11 protein-coding genes, 1 tRNA gene and 1 pseudogene are annotated in these 15797 nt (G+C 60.0%); 4 read left to right on the top strand and 9 right to left on the bottom strand.

Features of this window, described 5'->3' with window-relative positions; all coding sequences use genetic code 11:
* Nucleotides 1-150 precede the first annotated feature (150 nt).
* Complete coding sequence (locus tag LK540_RS22210) at nucleotides 151-348, bottom strand: YbdD/YjiX family protein (protein ID WP_229439574.1); 198 nt, start codon at nucleotides 346-348, stop codon at nucleotides 151-153.
* On the bottom strand, nucleotides 348-2414 hold the full coding sequence (locus LK540_RS22215; protein WP_229439575.1) for a carbon starvation CstA family protein: 2067 nt from the start codon (nucleotides 2412-2414) through the stop codon (nucleotides 348-350). Before LK540_RS22215 ends, LK540_RS22210 begins: the two co-directional genes overlap by 1 nt.
* A gap of 298 nt (nucleotides 2415-2712) precedes the next feature.
* Between LK540_RS22215 and LK540_RS22220 the strand changes: the two genes are divergently transcribed.
* On the top strand, nucleotides 2713-3888 hold the full coding sequence (locus LK540_RS22220) for an HDOD domain-containing protein (protein WP_229439576.1): 1176 nt from the start codon (nucleotides 2713-2715) through the stop codon (nucleotides 3886-3888).
* The gene (locus tag LK540_RS22225; protein WP_229439577.1) at nucleotides 3881-5938 is read left to right on the top strand and encodes a bifunctional diguanylate cyclase/phosphodiesterase; all 2058 of its coding nucleotides are present in this window, start codon (nucleotides 3881-3883) and stop codon (nucleotides 5936-5938) included. The genes LK540_RS22220 and LK540_RS22225 overlap by 8 nt, the downstream gene beginning before the upstream one ends.
* A 398-nt stretch (nucleotides 5939-6336) precedes the next feature.
* Here LK540_RS22225 and LK540_RS22230 read toward each other — a convergent pair whose 3' ends face one another.
* The 4 genes from LK540_RS22230 to LK540_RS22245 all read right to left on the bottom strand — a co-directional run bounded on the left by LK540_RS22230 (nucleotide 6337) and on the right by LK540_RS22245 (nucleotide 13502).
* Complete coding sequence (locus LK540_RS22230; RefSeq protein WP_229439578.1) at nucleotides 6337-6603, bottom strand: PAAR domain-containing protein; 267 nt, start codon at nucleotides 6601-6603, stop codon at nucleotides 6337-6339.
* Nucleotides 6604-6743: 140 nt separating this feature from the next.
* On the bottom strand, nucleotides 6744-8339 hold the full coding sequence (locus LK540_RS22235; RefSeq protein ID WP_229439579.1) for a DUF6396 domain-containing protein: 1596 nt from the start codon (nucleotides 8337-8339) through the stop codon (nucleotides 6744-6746).
* Nucleotides 8340-8436: 97 nt separating this feature from the next.
* Complete coding sequence (locus LK540_RS25365) at nucleotides 8437-10524, bottom strand: phospholipase D-like domain-containing protein (protein ID WP_307729199.1); 2088 nt, start codon at nucleotides 10522-10524, stop codon at nucleotides 8437-8439.
* Between the two features lie 29 nt (nucleotides 10525-10553).
* The gene (locus LK540_RS22245; protein ID WP_229439580.1) at nucleotides 10554-13502 is read right to left on the bottom strand and encodes a type VI secretion system Vgr family protein; all 2949 of its coding nucleotides are present in this window, start codon (nucleotides 13500-13502) and stop codon (nucleotides 10554-10556) included.
* 80 nt (nucleotides 13503-13582) lie between these two features.
* On the opposite strand from LK540_RS22245, the gene LK540_RS22250 reads away from it, so the two are divergent.
* Together LK540_RS22250 and LK540_RS25415 are read left to right on the top strand one after the other, a co-directional pair.
* Complete coding sequence (locus LK540_RS22250) at nucleotides 13583-13822, top strand: hypothetical protein (protein WP_229439581.1); 240 nt, start codon at nucleotides 13583-13585, stop codon at nucleotides 13820-13822.
* A gap of 21 nt (nucleotides 13823-13843) precedes the next feature.
* Nucleotides 13844-14545: pseudogene (locus tag LK540_RS25415) on the top strand (hypothetical protein); the annotation flags it as partial.
* On the opposite strand, the gene LK540_RS22255 reads toward LK540_RS25415, so the two are convergent.
* From LK540_RS22255 to LK540_RS22265, 3 genes are all read right to left on the bottom strand, one after another.
* Nucleotides 14531-14620 (bottom strand) — tRNA-Ser (locus LK540_RS22255). The pseudogene LK540_RS25415 and the gene LK540_RS22255 overlap by 15 nt on opposite strands.
* A 15-nt stretch (nucleotides 14621-14635) precedes the next feature.
* Entirely contained in the window at nucleotides 14636-14911 is a 276-nt protein-coding gene (locus LK540_RS22260; RefSeq protein ID WP_229439582.1) for a hypothetical protein, read from the bottom strand.
* A 70-nt stretch (nucleotides 14912-14981) separates the two neighbouring features.
* The gene (locus LK540_RS22265; RefSeq protein WP_229439583.1) at nucleotides 14982-15614 is read right to left on the bottom strand and encodes a hypothetical protein; all 633 of its coding nucleotides are present in this window, start codon (nucleotides 15612-15614) and stop codon (nucleotides 14982-14984) included.
* Nucleotides 15615-15797 lie beyond the last annotated feature (183 nt).

Here is a 15797-nt window from a genome sequence, read left to right on the forward strand (position 1 = left end):
CTGGTGGGTTCGAGAACCCACCCTACAACAGCCCATAGCCCATGCGCCGGCACGGGCTCCGTTCATGTAGGGTGGGTTCTCGAACCCACCATATAAAAAGCCCGCGCCATCACTGGCACGGGCTTCGTTCAAGCGGTCAAGTACAGCGCCTCAGCAGCACCCCCCGCTGCGCCCCGACCCATACCGCGCTTCCTGGCGCTCGCGGAAAAACTCCTCGTAGGTCATGGGCGTCTTGTCCGGATGCTCGCGCTCCATGTGCGCGAGGTAGGTGTCGTACTCGGGCAGGCCGACCATCAGGCGCATGCTTTGCCCGAGGTAGCGGCCGGCCTGGGCCAGGGCGCCGAGCATCACTGCACCTGCGCGGTTGGTGCGGCAACAAACGGCGATTCCTTCACCGTCGGGCTGTTGCTGTTGCGCGCATTGATCACGGTCTTGATGCCGTACACCAGCACTGCAATCACCACCACCATGAAGAAGCCGGCCAGGGTGGCGTCAACGTAGTCGTTGAAGATGATGCGGCGCATCTCGTCGAGCGACTTGGCCGGGGCCAGCACTTCGCCGGCGTCGAGCGCGGCCTGGAACTTCTGGGCGTGGGCGACGAAGCCAACCTTCACGTTCTCGTCGAAGATCTTCTGCCAGCCGGCGGTGAGCGTGCAGATCAGCAGCCAGATGGTCGGCAGCACCGTTACCATCGCGTACTGGCCGCGCTTCATCTTGAACAGCACCACGGTGCCCAGCATCAGCGCGATACCGGCCAGCATCTGGTTGGCGATGCCGAACAGCGGCCACAGGGTGTTGATGCCGCCCAGCGGATCGACCACGCCCTGGTACAGGAAGTAGCCCCAGGCCGCGACGCACAGGCCGGTGGCCAGCAGGTTGGCCGGCAGCGACTCGGTGCGCTTGAGCGACGGGACAAAGGCGCCCAGCAAGTCCTGCAGCATGAAGCGGCCGGCGCGGGTACCCGCATCCACCGCGGTCAGGATGAACAGGGCCTCGAACAGGATCGCGAAGTGGTACCAGAAGGCCATCATGGCCTTGCCGCCGACCACGTTGGCCAGGATGTTGGCCATGCCCACGGCCAGGGTCGGGGCGCCGCCGGCGCGCGAGATGATGGTGTGCTCGCCGACGTCCTTCGCCACCTGCGTGAGCGTTTCGGGCGTGATCACGAAGCCCCAGTTCGACACGGCCGCCGCCGCCGATTGCGCGGTGGTGCCGAGTACCGCGGCCGGCGCGTTCATGGCGAAGTAGATGCCCGGGTCGATGGTCGACGCGGCCACCAGCGCCATGATGGCGACGAACGATTCCATCAGCATCGCGCCGTAGCCGATGAAGCGGGCGTGGGTTTCGTTCTCGATCATCTTCGGCGTGGTGCCCGAGGAGATCAGCGCGTGGAAGCCGGACACGGCGCCGCAGGCGATGGTGATGAACAGGAAGGGGAAGAGGTTGCCCGACCAGACCGGGCCGGTGCCGTCGATGAAGCGGGTCACGGCCGGCATCTGCATGTGCGGGGCGACCACCAGGATGCCGATGGCCAGGGCGACGATGGTGCCGATCTTCAGGAAGGTCGACAGGTAGTCGCGCGGCGCCAGCAGCAGCCACACCGGAATCACCGAGGCCACGAAGCCGTAGCCGATCAGCATCCAGGTCAGTTCGACGCCGGTGAAGGTGAACATCGGGCCGAAGGTCGGCGAATCGTGGACCCACTGGCCGCCGACGATGGCCAGCATCAGCAGCACGAAGCCGATCAGCGAGATCTCGCCGATACGGCCGACGCGCACGTAGCGCGAGTAGATGCCCATGAACAGCGCGATCGGGATCGTTGCCATCACGGTGAAGGTGCCCCACGGCGAACCGGTCAGCGCCTTGACGACGATCAGGGCCAGCACCGCGAGGATGATGACCATGATCATGAAGGTGCCGAACAGGGCGATCACGCCCGGAATCTCGCCCATCTCGGATTTGATCAGGTCGCCCAGCGACCGGCCGTCGCGGCGCATCGACATGAACAGGACGATGAAGTCCTGCACCGCGCCGGCGAACACGACGCCGGCCAGGATCCACATCATGCCCGGCAGGTAACCCATCTGGGCCGCCAGGACCGGCCCCACGAGCGGCCCCGCGCCGGCGATGGCGGCGAAGTGGTGGCCGAACAGCACGTAGCGGTTGGTGGGAACGTAGTCGAGACCGTCGTTGTATTTATAGGCGGGCGTCTGGCGGCGCGCGTCCAGACCCATCACCTTGGTGGCGATGTACAGGCTGTAGAAACGGTAGGCGATGAGATAAACACAGACGGCAGCGGCAACCACCCACACGGCATTGATCGACTCGCCGCGGCGCAGGGCCACATAAGCGAGCGCGAACGCGCCGAGGAGTGAGACTGCCAACCAGCCGAGCTTGTTTCCGAGGCTTTTCATGGTGGCTCCTTCAGTTTTTTATTCGTCAGGGTAGGGCGCATCCAGCGTCCTGCCGCGAGCGGCAATACGGCCGCAGCACCGGCCGCCAGACAGGCGACAGGTTGACAACGGCCGCCCCCGGCGTCCGATACATATCTTGCACCATTATGGAAATGGCAAGCGCATGATTCTACCGCCTGGCTCATGCGTATCCAGTTCGTATTAGTACGTAGTCAATGTATCTCTGAGGAAACAAATTTAGTTGCCATTCGCTAATCGCTCGTCTAATATGGCCCGATCACTCACTCAGAGGAAGCCGATGGCCGCCTTGGACTTGACCCCGTTCCCGCTGGTGCAGATGCACCCGATCGCCAATGGGCGAAACGAGTGGGTGGCGCTGGGCCTGGACTTGCGCGCCCGATCCGGCAACGCCGACGCGCTGCCGCTGCTGTTCGGTTCGCCCGATTTGCTGGCGGCAATCGCGCCGCTCGACTGCGTGCTGCAGCTCGACGGCCCGGCCCAGCTGCCCTTGCCCCTGTTGAAGCAACTGCCGCCGCAGCGCGTGGTGCTGGCCATCGATGCCGCCGCCCTGGCCCAGGACGGCGCGCCGCGCCAGCTGGCCGCCCTGCAGGAAGAGGGCTACCGCATCCTGCTCGACGGCGCCCTGGCGCCGGGCGTGGCCCGCCCCGCGACCCTGCGCGCCGTGGCCCTCGACTGCGGCGCCGGCGCGCCGCCGCCCGGCCAACTGCTGGCGCTGTTCGGCCCGCATTTGGCCTATGGCCTGCCTGATCAGCGCGCCATGCAGGCCTGCGAGAAGGCCGGCTTCGCCTGGTTCGCCGGCGCCTACCTGGAACGCTGCTGCCCGGCAGGCGCCGGCGCCAGCGAAGTGCCGACGCGCCGGCGCCTGCTCGGCCTCCTGGCCTTGCTCGCGCGCGACGCCGATTCGCGCGAACTCGAAACCCTGCTGAAGCAGGACCCGGTGCTGTCCTGGCACCTGCTCAAGCTGGTCAACTCGGCGGCCTTTGCCCTCAACACCCAGATCACCGGCTTTGCCCAGGCGATCGCGCTGCTCGGGCGGCGCCAGCTGCAGCGCTGGCTGCAGCTGCTGCTGTATGCGCGCACCGACGCCGAAGGGCCGCTCAACCCCTTGCTGCCGCAGGCGGCGCTGCGCGCGGCGCGCCTCGAGGTGCTGTGCAAGATGGATGGCGGCAACCGAGACGAGCAGGACCTCGCCTTCATGACCGGCGCCTTTTCCCTGCTCGACCACCTGCTCGGCATGCACATGGCCGAGATCGTCGGCGAATTGTGCCTGCCGGCCCACGTGGAAGCGGCGCTGCTGCGGCGCGAGGGGATCAACGGCGCGCGCTTGCGCTTGATGGAAGGCGGCGGCGCCCACGCCCAGGCGCTGGCCGCCGCCGGCGTCGATGCCGGCTCCTGGTGGCGCAGCCAGCTGCATGCCTATCACTGGGCGATCCAGGTGGGCCGCAATGTCTGAGCTGCTGGCGCTGCGCAGCCACGATTTCGCGGCCGCCGGCGCCGCCCTGGGCGAAGCCGTCATGCGCCTGCGCGGCGCAGCCTTGCACGAAGAACTGGGCCGCATCGCCCGCGCCCTGCTGGCCAGCCCGCAGGGCAGTTTCATGGCCGATGCAAGCGCGGAACTGCGTGCCGGCGCCTCCAGCGATCCCCACACGCTGCAGCAGGACATCCGCTTCGACGGCCATCTCTTCGGCAGCTTCGAGGTCGCCGGGCGCCACGACTACGACGCCGAGGACCGGCGCCAGCTGGCCAGCCTGGCGGCGCTCGCCGGTCCGCTGCTGCAGGTGCATTCGCTGGCCCAGCGCGCCACCCACGCCTACGCCCAGGTCGAGGCCCAGCTGGCGCACCAGTCGCAGATCCTCGACCAGATCCACGAGTCGGTGCTCACGCTCGACCAGATGGGCTACATCACCAGCTGGAACGGCGGCGCCGAGCGCCTGTTCGGCTACACGGCGCTGGAAGCAGTGGGCCGCAACATCCTCTTCCTGTACGCCGACGAAGACGCCAGCGACAGCCAGCCGGACCTGTTCGCCGAGCAGGGCGGGCGCATGATGGAAGTCCGGCGCCGCAAGAAATCCGGCGAGATCTTCTGGGCCAGCCTCTCGCTGTCGCCGCTGCGCGACCTGGAAGACCGCCCGGCCGGCCTGATCGCCTACCTGACCGACATCACCGAGCGCAAGCTGGCCGAAGAGCGCCTGCACCACCTGGCCTACTACAACGAACTGACAAGCCTGCCGAACCGCACCCTGTTCACGCGCCTGGTCGACCAGGCCCTGATGGTGGCCCAGCGCAACGAGCTGTCGGGCTGCGTGCTGTTCATCGACCTGAACCGCTTCAAGCTGGTGAACGACACCCTGGGCCGGCGCATCGGCGACGAACTGCTGCGCCAGGTGGCCATGCGCTTCCGGGCCGCCCTGCGCGAGGAAGACGTGGTGGCCCACCTGTCCGGCGATGAGTTCGCGGTCGGCCTGTTCGACGTGCGCCAGCACTTCGAGGCCACCACGGTGGCGCAGAAACTGCAGGCCGCGCTCGACGCGCCCTTCCTGATCGAAGGCCACGATTTACGCGTGGGCGCCAGCGTCGGCATCAGCGTCTACCCGCAGGACGGCTTCGATGCCGATACCCTGCTCGGCAAGGCCGACATCGCGATGGCGCGCGCCAAAGAAGGGCATGCGAATCCGGACCACAGCGTGGCCTTCTACAGCTTCGACATGAACAAGGGCATGCACGAGCGCATGCGCATCGAGTCCGGCCTGCGCCACGCGCTCGGGCACGGCGAACTGATGCTGGTCTACCAGCCGAAGTTTGAAATCGGTACCGACAGGATCGTCGGTGCCGAAGCGCTGGTGCGCTGGGTGCACCCGGAGCGCGGCGTGGTGCCGCCGTCGGAATTCATTCCGCTGGCCGAGACCACCGGCCTGATCGTGCAGGTGGGCGAGTGGGTGCTGGAACAGGCCTGCGCCCAGGCGGCCGTATGGCAGCGCGCCGGCATGCGGCCGTTCCGCCTGGCCGTGAACGTCTCTGCGCGCGAATTCACCGAGTCGCTGCCGAACCGCGTAGCCGACACGCTGGCGCGCTACGCCCTCGACCCGGACTGGCTCGAACTCGAGATCACCGAAAGCACGCTGATGCACGACATCGACCGCGTGATCGGTATCATGGACCGCATCAACGCCCTCGGCGTGGCCTTGTCGCTGGACGATTTCGGCACCGGGTATTCGAGCCTGTCCTACCTGAAGCGCTTCCCGATCCACACGCTGAAGATCGACCGCTCGTTCACCACCGGGATTCCGAACGACGCCAGCGACTGCGCGATTGCCAGCACCATCATCAGCATCGGGCGCCAGTTGGGGCATCGGGTGATCGCAGAAGGGGTGGAGACGCCGGACCAGCTGGCCTTCCTGCGCGACAGCGGGTGCGACGAGGTGCAGGGGTATCTGTATGCGCAGCCGCTGCCGGCGGCGAGGTTCGAGCAGGGGCTGCGCGAGAACTGGCTGCTGGTGGGGTAGGAAATGCAGGGTGGGGCACGCGCTGCAAGGACATGAAGCAAGGAGCCCCGATGGCAAGGGCTGATGCCGGGATCCTGGCGGAAGCGGTGTCCGCCGTTTTCCCTATGAAAAGCCAACGAGTTTGTCGCCTACCCACACTAGTGTCCATACGCCATTACGCCTGCGGGGCCGGCAGTATGGCAACTACACTAGACTGCTGAATAAGCCGACCCACTCTTACAGATGGCACTTTCGGCTTATGCACCTAAAAATTTCGTGCTTGCCCTGAGAGCAACATTCGCGTCTTCTGAACCATTCGAATTGAAAACACAGCCAAAAGCAGACGTACCTATGCCCTAAATCCGTCCGAGCTTGGCTATTACGCACTTAGCCCGTTTGTGCAACAAAGCTATTCGACATTACGGCCTGCTGAGGTTTGCCGTGCTAGCAATCAGAACGGCGCCGCAAGTGGTCTTGCACCCTTCATAAGCCACGCACACACCTTCGACAACGTGATGCGGGTCGCCTTCCGCAATGGTGCAGTTGTCATGCCCCTTGATGGGACAACTGCAAACATCGCCTACACGTGCGACCGCAATGCCCTCAACCGTAACATGACGTGCGCTTACACTTACGACCTTGCCACCGTGGGACGTGGCGTCGCCAAGACGAATCACGTTAGACATAAGTGAACCAATAAAAATAATAATGAAGACATTGCGCCGTCATTCGCAGCTCGCCCGACGTATTCCTGCCGGGCTGCAATGCGACTACGGGCTGTACGCGATGTGCCTGGTCTAGCTTGCCCTGCAGCATGTTCGAGATGTCACGACTGATCAGCTGCAATTTGGCTACCGCCCAAGCTGACATATTCAACGTCACCGCGCATTTCATTGGCTTGCCCCAGCCAATACCAGGTAACCTCATGACTACCAATGGCAAGATGGTGTGCCTCGGGATCCGGGAAACTCAGGCCTCGTGTTACATACGCTTGCTGGTGCCATTGATTGAATATGGAGGAGGACGGGTGATTTGGTGGCACGCTCGCGCTCCATATTCCTGTTTGAGGACATGGAAAATGGCCATTACATTCGCGCGGCAGTGAAGCCAAATCGCCATAACGGACAATGCCTCGGACGACAAGCGGATGTTCGGTCATCACAATCGGCACTGCCTGCTCGACTGGCTGTCCCAGATAATGGAATTGAATGCGGCCGTCGTCGTCGCGCAAGCCAGGCCGGCTACGGTCGAAAAGTTCGCCCTTTTCGTAACGCAGCGGGACCTGGGCGACATTCCAGGCATGATGACGCTCTGTAACAGGGCGCATCAAACGCGCAATCCAGTAACCGTCGAGTGGCGCGGAGGTGGTTTCGTACTGGGCCGGTACAGGTGTTTGCGGCTTGTCGGGAAGTCCCCAGCCATCGGGAATGTAGGCTCGCCCCGTGCGCACCGGCGCCGAAGGCGCAACAGGTTTGGTTGACGTTGCCGGTTTAGGTACGACAGCTTTGGCGGCATTGATGAGCGTTTCCTTGTCCCCGTTCCACATCGGCAGTTTGGCTGGTGGCAGCGGTAACACCTTGTCGAGGTTGGGGAAGCGCAGGTCGGAATTTCTAAAAAGTGCGTCGCCAAGAACCATGTAACGTTCGGAACGGGACTTGTCGACTTCCGCAGCTACACTTGCCGCAGTGGATGGGCCTGAGTGAAAATCAACACCAAGAAAATTCGCTGCCCTTTCGCTTCCCAACTTTGCTGCCTCATGAAAGTATCGAAGCGCCGGCACTTTTTTTGTCTTGTCTGTTTGACCAAGAATCGCATAGTCCAAGCCTAATTCATAGCCAGCCCTGCCATCGCCCTGAGCATATGCGCATTCCAACATCTTCAGGCCCACATTTCTGTTGGCCCACGCTTCCGGTGGTTGATCGCTAGCGGCGAGCAGCTTTGCCCCGATGTATGTCTGCGCAGCCATGCTCCCCATGTCGGCGGCCTTTTGCCAGAAGGCGTATGCGACGGTTGCGTCCTGTTCGAGCGGCCCGACGCCACCCATGTAGTAGGCACCCATGTTGTCCCAGGCGGCAGGCACGCCTTTCCGCATCAGTTCCTCGGTCAATACGATTGCCTTCTCAGTGTCTTGCGGTACGCCAATTCCTTTCAAGTACAGCCCGGCCAGGTTGAATTGCGCTTTCCAATGGCCCAGTTTCATGGCGTGCTCGTACAGGGTCGCGATCTTCGGATAATCCCGCTGGGCGGGCCACAGATCATGGTTATCCAACATTAGCGCCTGCTGGAAGATGGCTTCCGCTTCTGCCGAGATCGGTGGGTTGACGTCAGCTTCGTGTTTGCACGCAAAGTCCGGGCGATGAGGATTGAAGGCTTCGAGCTTGGTAAAGCGAGGCAACGCTGCGTCCTGTGAATGGTCTTTCATGGAGCATCCTGATATGAGAAATGCCAGGGCGATAATTGTCACCCTACCGAAGGGAAATATGTAATTGCGCCTAGAACCGCCAGTGCTGTTTTTCATTTTATGCGAGCCGAACCAGCGGCTCTCCGCGTGGATCTTCGAAGGGATGAATAAAACTATTTGCTACTGGCGGCCGATTCGCCAATTTAATCCCTTTGTTGAAATCCATTCTCTGCTGCCACGATTTAAGTGTTAGTTCCATATCCTTCCTCATACCCTCGCCACCATTCAAATCCTCCCCGGCCAAATTCCCCCATACCCGTTTGCGGGCCGTCTTGGTAAAAGCCCATTCCTCAGTGCAGATGTTTAATTCACTGTCGCCAGCCATGCTGCGCGCGTTAAGGTTCGCGCTGCCCAGCGTCGTGTACACATCGTCCACGAACATCAATTTGCTGTGAATATAAATTTCCCGGTAGCGGCGCGGGACGATGTTGTAGTCGCTATAGTTTTCCACATCTACGTCATCGGCCTTACCCTTGTGCACGTTGGCTTGAGTATTTTCTTTCACTTCCAAGTCCGCCTGTGCCTGCTGGGCATGGTTGTCGCGTTTCTTGATCAGAATATCCTTGGCCTCGTTCCCGGCATCATAGGTCATCAGCATGGCGACAACGGTTTTGATGCCCAAGGCTTCAAGTTCGGCTCGTGGATTGGCGGGAGCGGTTTTCAGCGAATCCTTGACAATGCCGCCGCCAGAGTTTTTCTCGTCGCCCTTGCGCCGGCCCTGCACCAGTTTATCGTAGGCGCCGACTGACCGGCCTTGGCCCAGTTGGTTGATGGTGTCGTAAGTGTTCGGCACCATCTCGCCGCGCTCAGGCTGCGGAATTACCACAAAGATATGTAGCGGCGCGATATCGGCCGGCTTGGCGCCAGCCTGCATCATCGCCTGGCAGTATTGCTCCCGTACTTTTTTTATCATGCGGACCCAGTCGTCCAATTGGAAATACTGGTTTTCGATATAAATATAATTGACGGCGTTTGACGCAGCCAGGATATATGCCTTGAGGATGGTAGCATCTTCTTTTTCTGGAAAAGTACGCAGGATTTGCGCCCGGCATCGGGCACCGCGTGCAATGGGGATATCCTTGGGCTGGACTGATTTGCGCTCCTTTTCCAAACTACTGCTGAAGATCGAAGCGCCATTTGCCAGGCCGTAGCCGCTGGCGTTATCCCATCCTTCAACGAAATTCTTGTTGAGGCAATGCAGCGCTTCACCTTGCACACGAATAGCGTAATCGCGGTAGGGTTTCCGGCGCCAAGCCTTTGTCCAATAGGCACCTTCGGGGCTGTATTCGCGTTTGGGATCGTTGAAGCGGTGCTCGGTAGTGTCCCAATAGTCCGTTACGCTGTTAAGGCCCATGACATAGCCACATGAGTTGGCTTTGGCGGCGTTTGCCTTACCTGGCGCATAATCGATGAGAACGGGTTTTTGGTGATGCGTACCGATTTCGATTATGCCGGCAGCTTCAGTCAAGGTCCTGACAGAGCCGGGCAAATATTTGCGTACGTTTTTCCCAATTGCGTCGCCATATGTTTTACGCAGGCGAACCTCAAGATTGGTAAAACCTCCACGAAGCGCGATGTCCCACCATGAACTGCAATACTTCTGCCGCATTTTTATTACCTCCGGCGCTGACTTGCCGACAGTATTAGGGGCGTGCAACTCCTTCGTTAACATGGACAATGGAATACAGCTCAGTGCGCCAATGTCTGGGACATTGCCTGTAGCATTTGCAATAGGGTTAAAAAATGGGACGCACCCGAGAAAAGGAATTTGTCCATAAAAGACCAAGAGGCGCACTTTCACCCCTTCTCGCGCCTTTGCGGTCAACAAATCACCGTAAGTGGTACCACGCGGCCAGACGCTCCCTGTACGCACCAGTTCCATGCCGGGGTCGAATCCCCAAAGAACCAGGTCAATACTACTGACCGCCGCGCGAATATCTTTTTCGATAGCAGCAAATCCGTCTTGTCCGCAAATATAAAATTCCAGGTGATTGTTGTCATGGACAGGATGTGTCTTACTTTCTTTTTCAAGAAACCACTGCAGGCTGCCCTTGGCACGTCGCTTGATCATGTCGACGTTGCTCTTTTCAGGATTCTGTATCTGTGCAAGAAGTTTGGTTAGATCAGTTGGCTGAAAGAAGTTCATGTGGATGGGTTCCTTGGGCGGTCAATTGATTAGGAATTGCCACGATTACGCTGTGATAGCCGTTTGCCGGCGTCCTGGCCATCGGCCCGATAGCCTTTATTCGATAACTGCTGTTCGTAGTACTCGGGTTTCTCCGGATCGGATTCCATCGACTCTTGCGCTATCGGCACGTCATGCAGCGTGCCATTATGAAGACGCACCTGATAAGTTGCTCCCTTCTCGGCTTTATCCACCGTCACGCGCCCATATTCATCGAATAAACCTTTCTTGATTTCTGCACCGTCTTTCAACAACGTATAGGGTTGCCCAGCAAACAGCGCGGGGGATGGCCCGGGGATGTGCTGCATCGAAAATGTCACTTGGTGTTCTAGCGGGGTTTCCTTCAATGCAACATCGATCTGCTTCGGCTCGAAAACGGGACCATTGGCTGGCCCGTCCATTACATGCTTAGTTGCGTGCGAGCGCCAAGTGCCATTCGTTCCTTCTTCTATACCCGACGCATTCCAACGAGAATAGCTACCTCCGCCGTTGATCACGACTTCTTCCTTGGCGGTAATCGAGATACGGTTGGCAGAATGCGTAATATTCAGTTTGGCGAGGATGTTGACGCTTTCCTTCAACGCCGTGATGTCGATGTCGGCACTGGCCGCCACGAGTTTCATGCCTGCCCTGTAGGCAAAAAGGCGCACGGCCTCCTTGGCACTGACCAGCAAACTTTTTCCGGCGCTGATACTGGCATGCCCACCGCTGGTAAGAACGTTATGCTGGGTGCTGATCACATGGGTTGAGCCCTCCGTACTGGCTTCAATGCCGGCAGGGCTGGCGAGTGTCAGATGGGGTGATTGAAATTCCGGAAACCGACCTTTCTCACGCGCGTTATCCGATCCTTTTATCGCATTGATCTGGTCTCGGATTGCCTCGACGACCTGATCTTGGTCGCCGCTTTGATGAGCCTCGGCCTGCTGGGCAGCTTGAGATAAGCTATCGTGCAGGTCGCGTCCTTGCGCCATGCGGGCCAAGGTCTCGGCCATGTCGGTGATATGGCCCTCCGCATCCGGCCGCGCTTCGGTAGTGAGCAGCAGCCCCTGTTGTGCCCGCACTGCGCCGTGTCCATCAGTGCGCAATTCAAGTCCCTGACCCCTAGGATCCTTGCGTCCGGCGTTGTCATCGATGCGCGTGATATAGCCGAGGCTAAGTTGACTAGTTTGATGGTCGCTCTTGAGTTGGACCTGGATCTGGTTGGCTGTGTCGTCGAGCACAAAATGGTTGCTACGTCCGCCCGGACGATTGCCGCCATCGGTGGTCAGCTCCCGGCTGCGAAGGCCAGTCAGCGCCTGTTGTTCAGGCAGCTTCCAGGGCGGCATCATGCTCTGGTTGTGCACGCATCCAGTTACCAATGGATGGTCTGGATTACCGTCGAGCCATTGCACAACAACTTCTGAACCTACTCGCGGATGGCTGACCAGGCCTTTTTCGCCTCCTGCCCAGTTCGTCGCGACCCGCACCCAGCAACTGCTAGTCTCGTTACGGTCCCAGTGAAAGCGAACTCGAATGCGACCGTATTGGTCGACATTCAGGCTGCCTTGTCCTTCGGGGCCGACTACCAGCGCGGTTTGTAACGCCACCAGTTTGGTGTCAAGACTGGCGAAGCCGCGACCCGGACGCCATGGCACGTTCCTGGGTTGGCAAGTGAAGCTGTTCTTGTACTCGGCGACCGCGCCTTTGCCTTGTAGGTAATTATTGCAGGCTTCGTGATGCACCTCCAAGATCAGAAATTCATTGGCCTGACGAGTATGATTGAAGTGATCTATCAGCCGAAACCACTTTCCAGGGGCAACATGTTTATTATTGCCGCGCGCTTCGTAATACATACCGCGTGCTTCAATTTCCTCCATACGCTGCCGGGCGAGGCGGTTCGCCCCTGCCATTCGACTAAAACCGTAGTGGCCTTCGTAACTATGCACTTCTAAATGAGGGACGTCGCCTTGCTGGTTGACAGTAGGAACGTCAACATGCATTGGATGCGGCCGTTTGAAGTCGAATCCACTGATCGCTGACTTTGCGGATGCCGATACCTTTACCGTGCTCCAATGCTCAATAGCGTTTTCCTCTAGTGAACCTTCCTTGCTATGAAAGCGGATCTCAGGTGGATATATGTCAATCGATTTGACACTTAGCGTGTCGTTGTTGATCGTTAGCGTGTGCTCCTTTTCCGAGTGCTCGTACCAGTAAGTATAGCCATCGGCTTCCCAGCGCCTGGACAGATAGTTGTGGTCAGACTCCGACCATTGCGCGCACATGGTGTATTGCGGCTGTTCTCCCAAGACTTTCCATTCCCATGTAGGGAGTCGACCGTAGGCCTGAAGGATTTCGTCTGTCTGCTGCCGAAGGGTCTGATCGTGGAACAAACGGTTGTTCTGCCGCAATCGCGCGTAGTACAGCCAAGGCACAAGTGTCGCTTCGTAAAACGCAATGCCTCCGTCGGCCTTGACGAGTTTGAACTGGGCGACGTACCCCGTGAACGGTCGTAAGTTGCCGTTTGCCTGAACCAAGGAAATGCAGAGCAGCTTGCCTTGCATGGTTTCGAGGGCAATGCTGGCGTCGTCACTGAGCACTTCAACAGTGAACTGGAAGTCGCGTGACAGCGATTCCGTGCCACTGAAACGATTGACCATGAGCCGGACCGGAGGAGCATCGTCGTGCGGAAAAGACAAGCGTAGCAGCCGCTTGTTCTGATGGGCTTGGAGCAGGTCTTGCAGAAGTGTCATATAACGATCCGTTATGTTGGGAATCAGAGCGTTTTTGATAGCTGGCCATGCTTCCATGTACTCAAAGTCTGCAATTCTTATTGGAGCAAATAAGCTATAGATACGGTAAAAAATTGCCCGGATTTTGAGGAGGCCCAATGCTGGAGAGAATGTAGTAAGGAAGAAACAACACAAGTATTCCGCTGCAATGATCGAGCGTGCGGTACGCATGATCACCGAAGCCGGCAGCGAGTATCCTTTACGGTGAGCGCGGTCACATCAATCGTAGCCAAGACTGATTGTGCGTCTGCATGGGTTCCGTCAAGTCGGCCGCGGCCATGTACTGGCTTGGCGGGCAGCCTGGAGCAGGGCGCCTTGGCAGCACAACCATCCGCTGCAATTTGTCGTCGCTGTTCGACGCGCTTGGCGAAGCGAATGCAATCGCCGGCAATGTGGTCGAGGGTATGAAACGCCCGGAGGCGGCCAGTCTGGAAGATGGAACATCGGCGATCGGCGACCACCAAGCGTGCGGTGCTGGCGGCACCGGATGACTCGACCTTGAGGCCTGCGATCGCGCCATCCTAGTCACCCAGCTCTACCACGCCTTGCGCCGCGCCGAGCTATGCGCTCTACGTCAGATCGACGTACACGAGCGCCGCAGCGTGTTTTACCTGCAGGCGCACGGCAAGGGCAGCAAGAGCCGACATATGCCGCTGCTACCTTGCGGCGCCGGTGAGATCGCCTCGAGGTGGATGACCAAGGTGACGACAAGGGGGCCGCTGTTCCGGTCCGCTGCAAATGGCCAAGAGCAGGCATGGCAGGAGAATGAAATTCAAAGACGAAGACGTTATGCAAGCACTAACGCACAATGGCATTCCTTTAGACCGTTGGCTTGCCACTGGTGGTCATCTCGTCGGTTATTTGATGAGACTGGTCGTTTAATGGCCCGCGTAATCGAAGAGAAGCCCTTGCCACAGCCGCGTCAAAGATGCTGCAAAAGCGTAGGCAGATTCACTATGCTGTCGCAGCCGAAAAGCCTGTTTGGCCATGTCTGCTTCGGGTCGCCGCAACCGTCGCAAAAGGCGGGGGCCGGCCAGAAGCGAACGGTTGAGATACCAAGGAATCTTGAGCAGCCCTGGCCTCCCTTCATCGGACGGCCGAGCTGTGTCAAGGGTGGGATGTGGTTAACCTGGGCGAGAAAGCGGGCGCCCATGAGGGGCAAACGAGAAAAAACCATTGCTGGGTTCTTCAAAGAATTCTGGCGGAAGCGGTGAGATTCGAACTCACGAACGGGTTCCCCCGTCGGCAGTTTTCAAGACTGCTGCCTTCAACCACTCGGCCACGCTTCCTTTGAGGAACCGGCATTATACATAAATCATCGCAAGCCGGGCAGTGGGGGCAAGGCGGCCGCCGGCGTGCAGAGCGAGACGGTGGTCCTTACCGGAGATGCGGATCAAGGAAACGAGGACCACGAAGAACACGATGAGGGAAGGGTTGCGCCCGGCGGCAATCGCATCGAGCAAGTACTGGCTGTCCGCCGCGACGAATTGCCGCACCGACGGGCGGTCGATGGTTTCCAGGTGGACGGGAGGACGCTTTTCCGCAAAGAGAGTAGTCATTTTTCTGGTGTAGAGCGACATGGAAGCGTGCCGTAACGCCGGAGCGCCATACCCGGCGCTCCAGCCGGTCCATCAAGTACAGCCTGTCGGATCACTTGCGCGTAAAGCGCTCGTTCACCACATACGTCGATCCGCTTGGCGTCAGTTCGAACATCTCGTTCTCGCGCAGGTACAGGCCGCCGTCGACGGTCTGCGCCGGCTGCGCGCCGCGGTCGTGGACGCAGGTGGACGTGCCGTCGCCGAAATTGATGCACCATTGCGGCTGGCCGAACTGCACCGTGTGGGTGACGTTAGGGCCGACGACGGACTGCGTGTGCGCCGGCAGGGTTGCGGTGACCTTGTCGACCCTGGCCGGCGTCGGGCTGGCGCCGGCCGTGAAGACGATCGAGGAATCGACGCTGCCGGCGTATACGGCGGTGGCGTCCGCGCTTTGCGTCCAGGTTGCCACCACGTTGCCGGTGCAATTCAGGTTGGCGTAGTAGTCGGACTTGTAGGAAATGACGATCGCATCCGCCGAACCGCTGGCGCGGGTGACGGTGACGCTGTTCAGCTCGCGGCCATCGCAGGCGGAGACCCAGGTGCCGACGTAGGCTGCCAGCTGGGACACCGGCGGCGGGGTGATCGGCGCCGGCGCCGGGGCTGTCGTACTGCCGCTACCGCCACCACCGCCTCCACAGGCAGCCAGCGCCATTGCCGCCAGCGCGGCCAGGACAATCTGTTTCATTGCTTTCTCTCTCAGTATGCCGGCGTCAGGTGCGCCGTTCGAAACAGATGATAATGCTGAGCAAGTCGCAGAAGGCTCACCAATTGTCACGCCAGCCAGCTTGCCGGGGTTCCCGAAACTGAAATACACACGAGTTCGTCATGAACGGCGGCGCACTGGCGCGATAGCCTGTCTGGCCCGCAA

It is taken from the genome of Massilia sp. IC2-278 (assembly GCF_020708045.1).
Classification (GTDB): Bacteria; Pseudomonadota; Gammaproteobacteria; order Burkholderiales; family Burkholderiaceae_D; genus Telluria.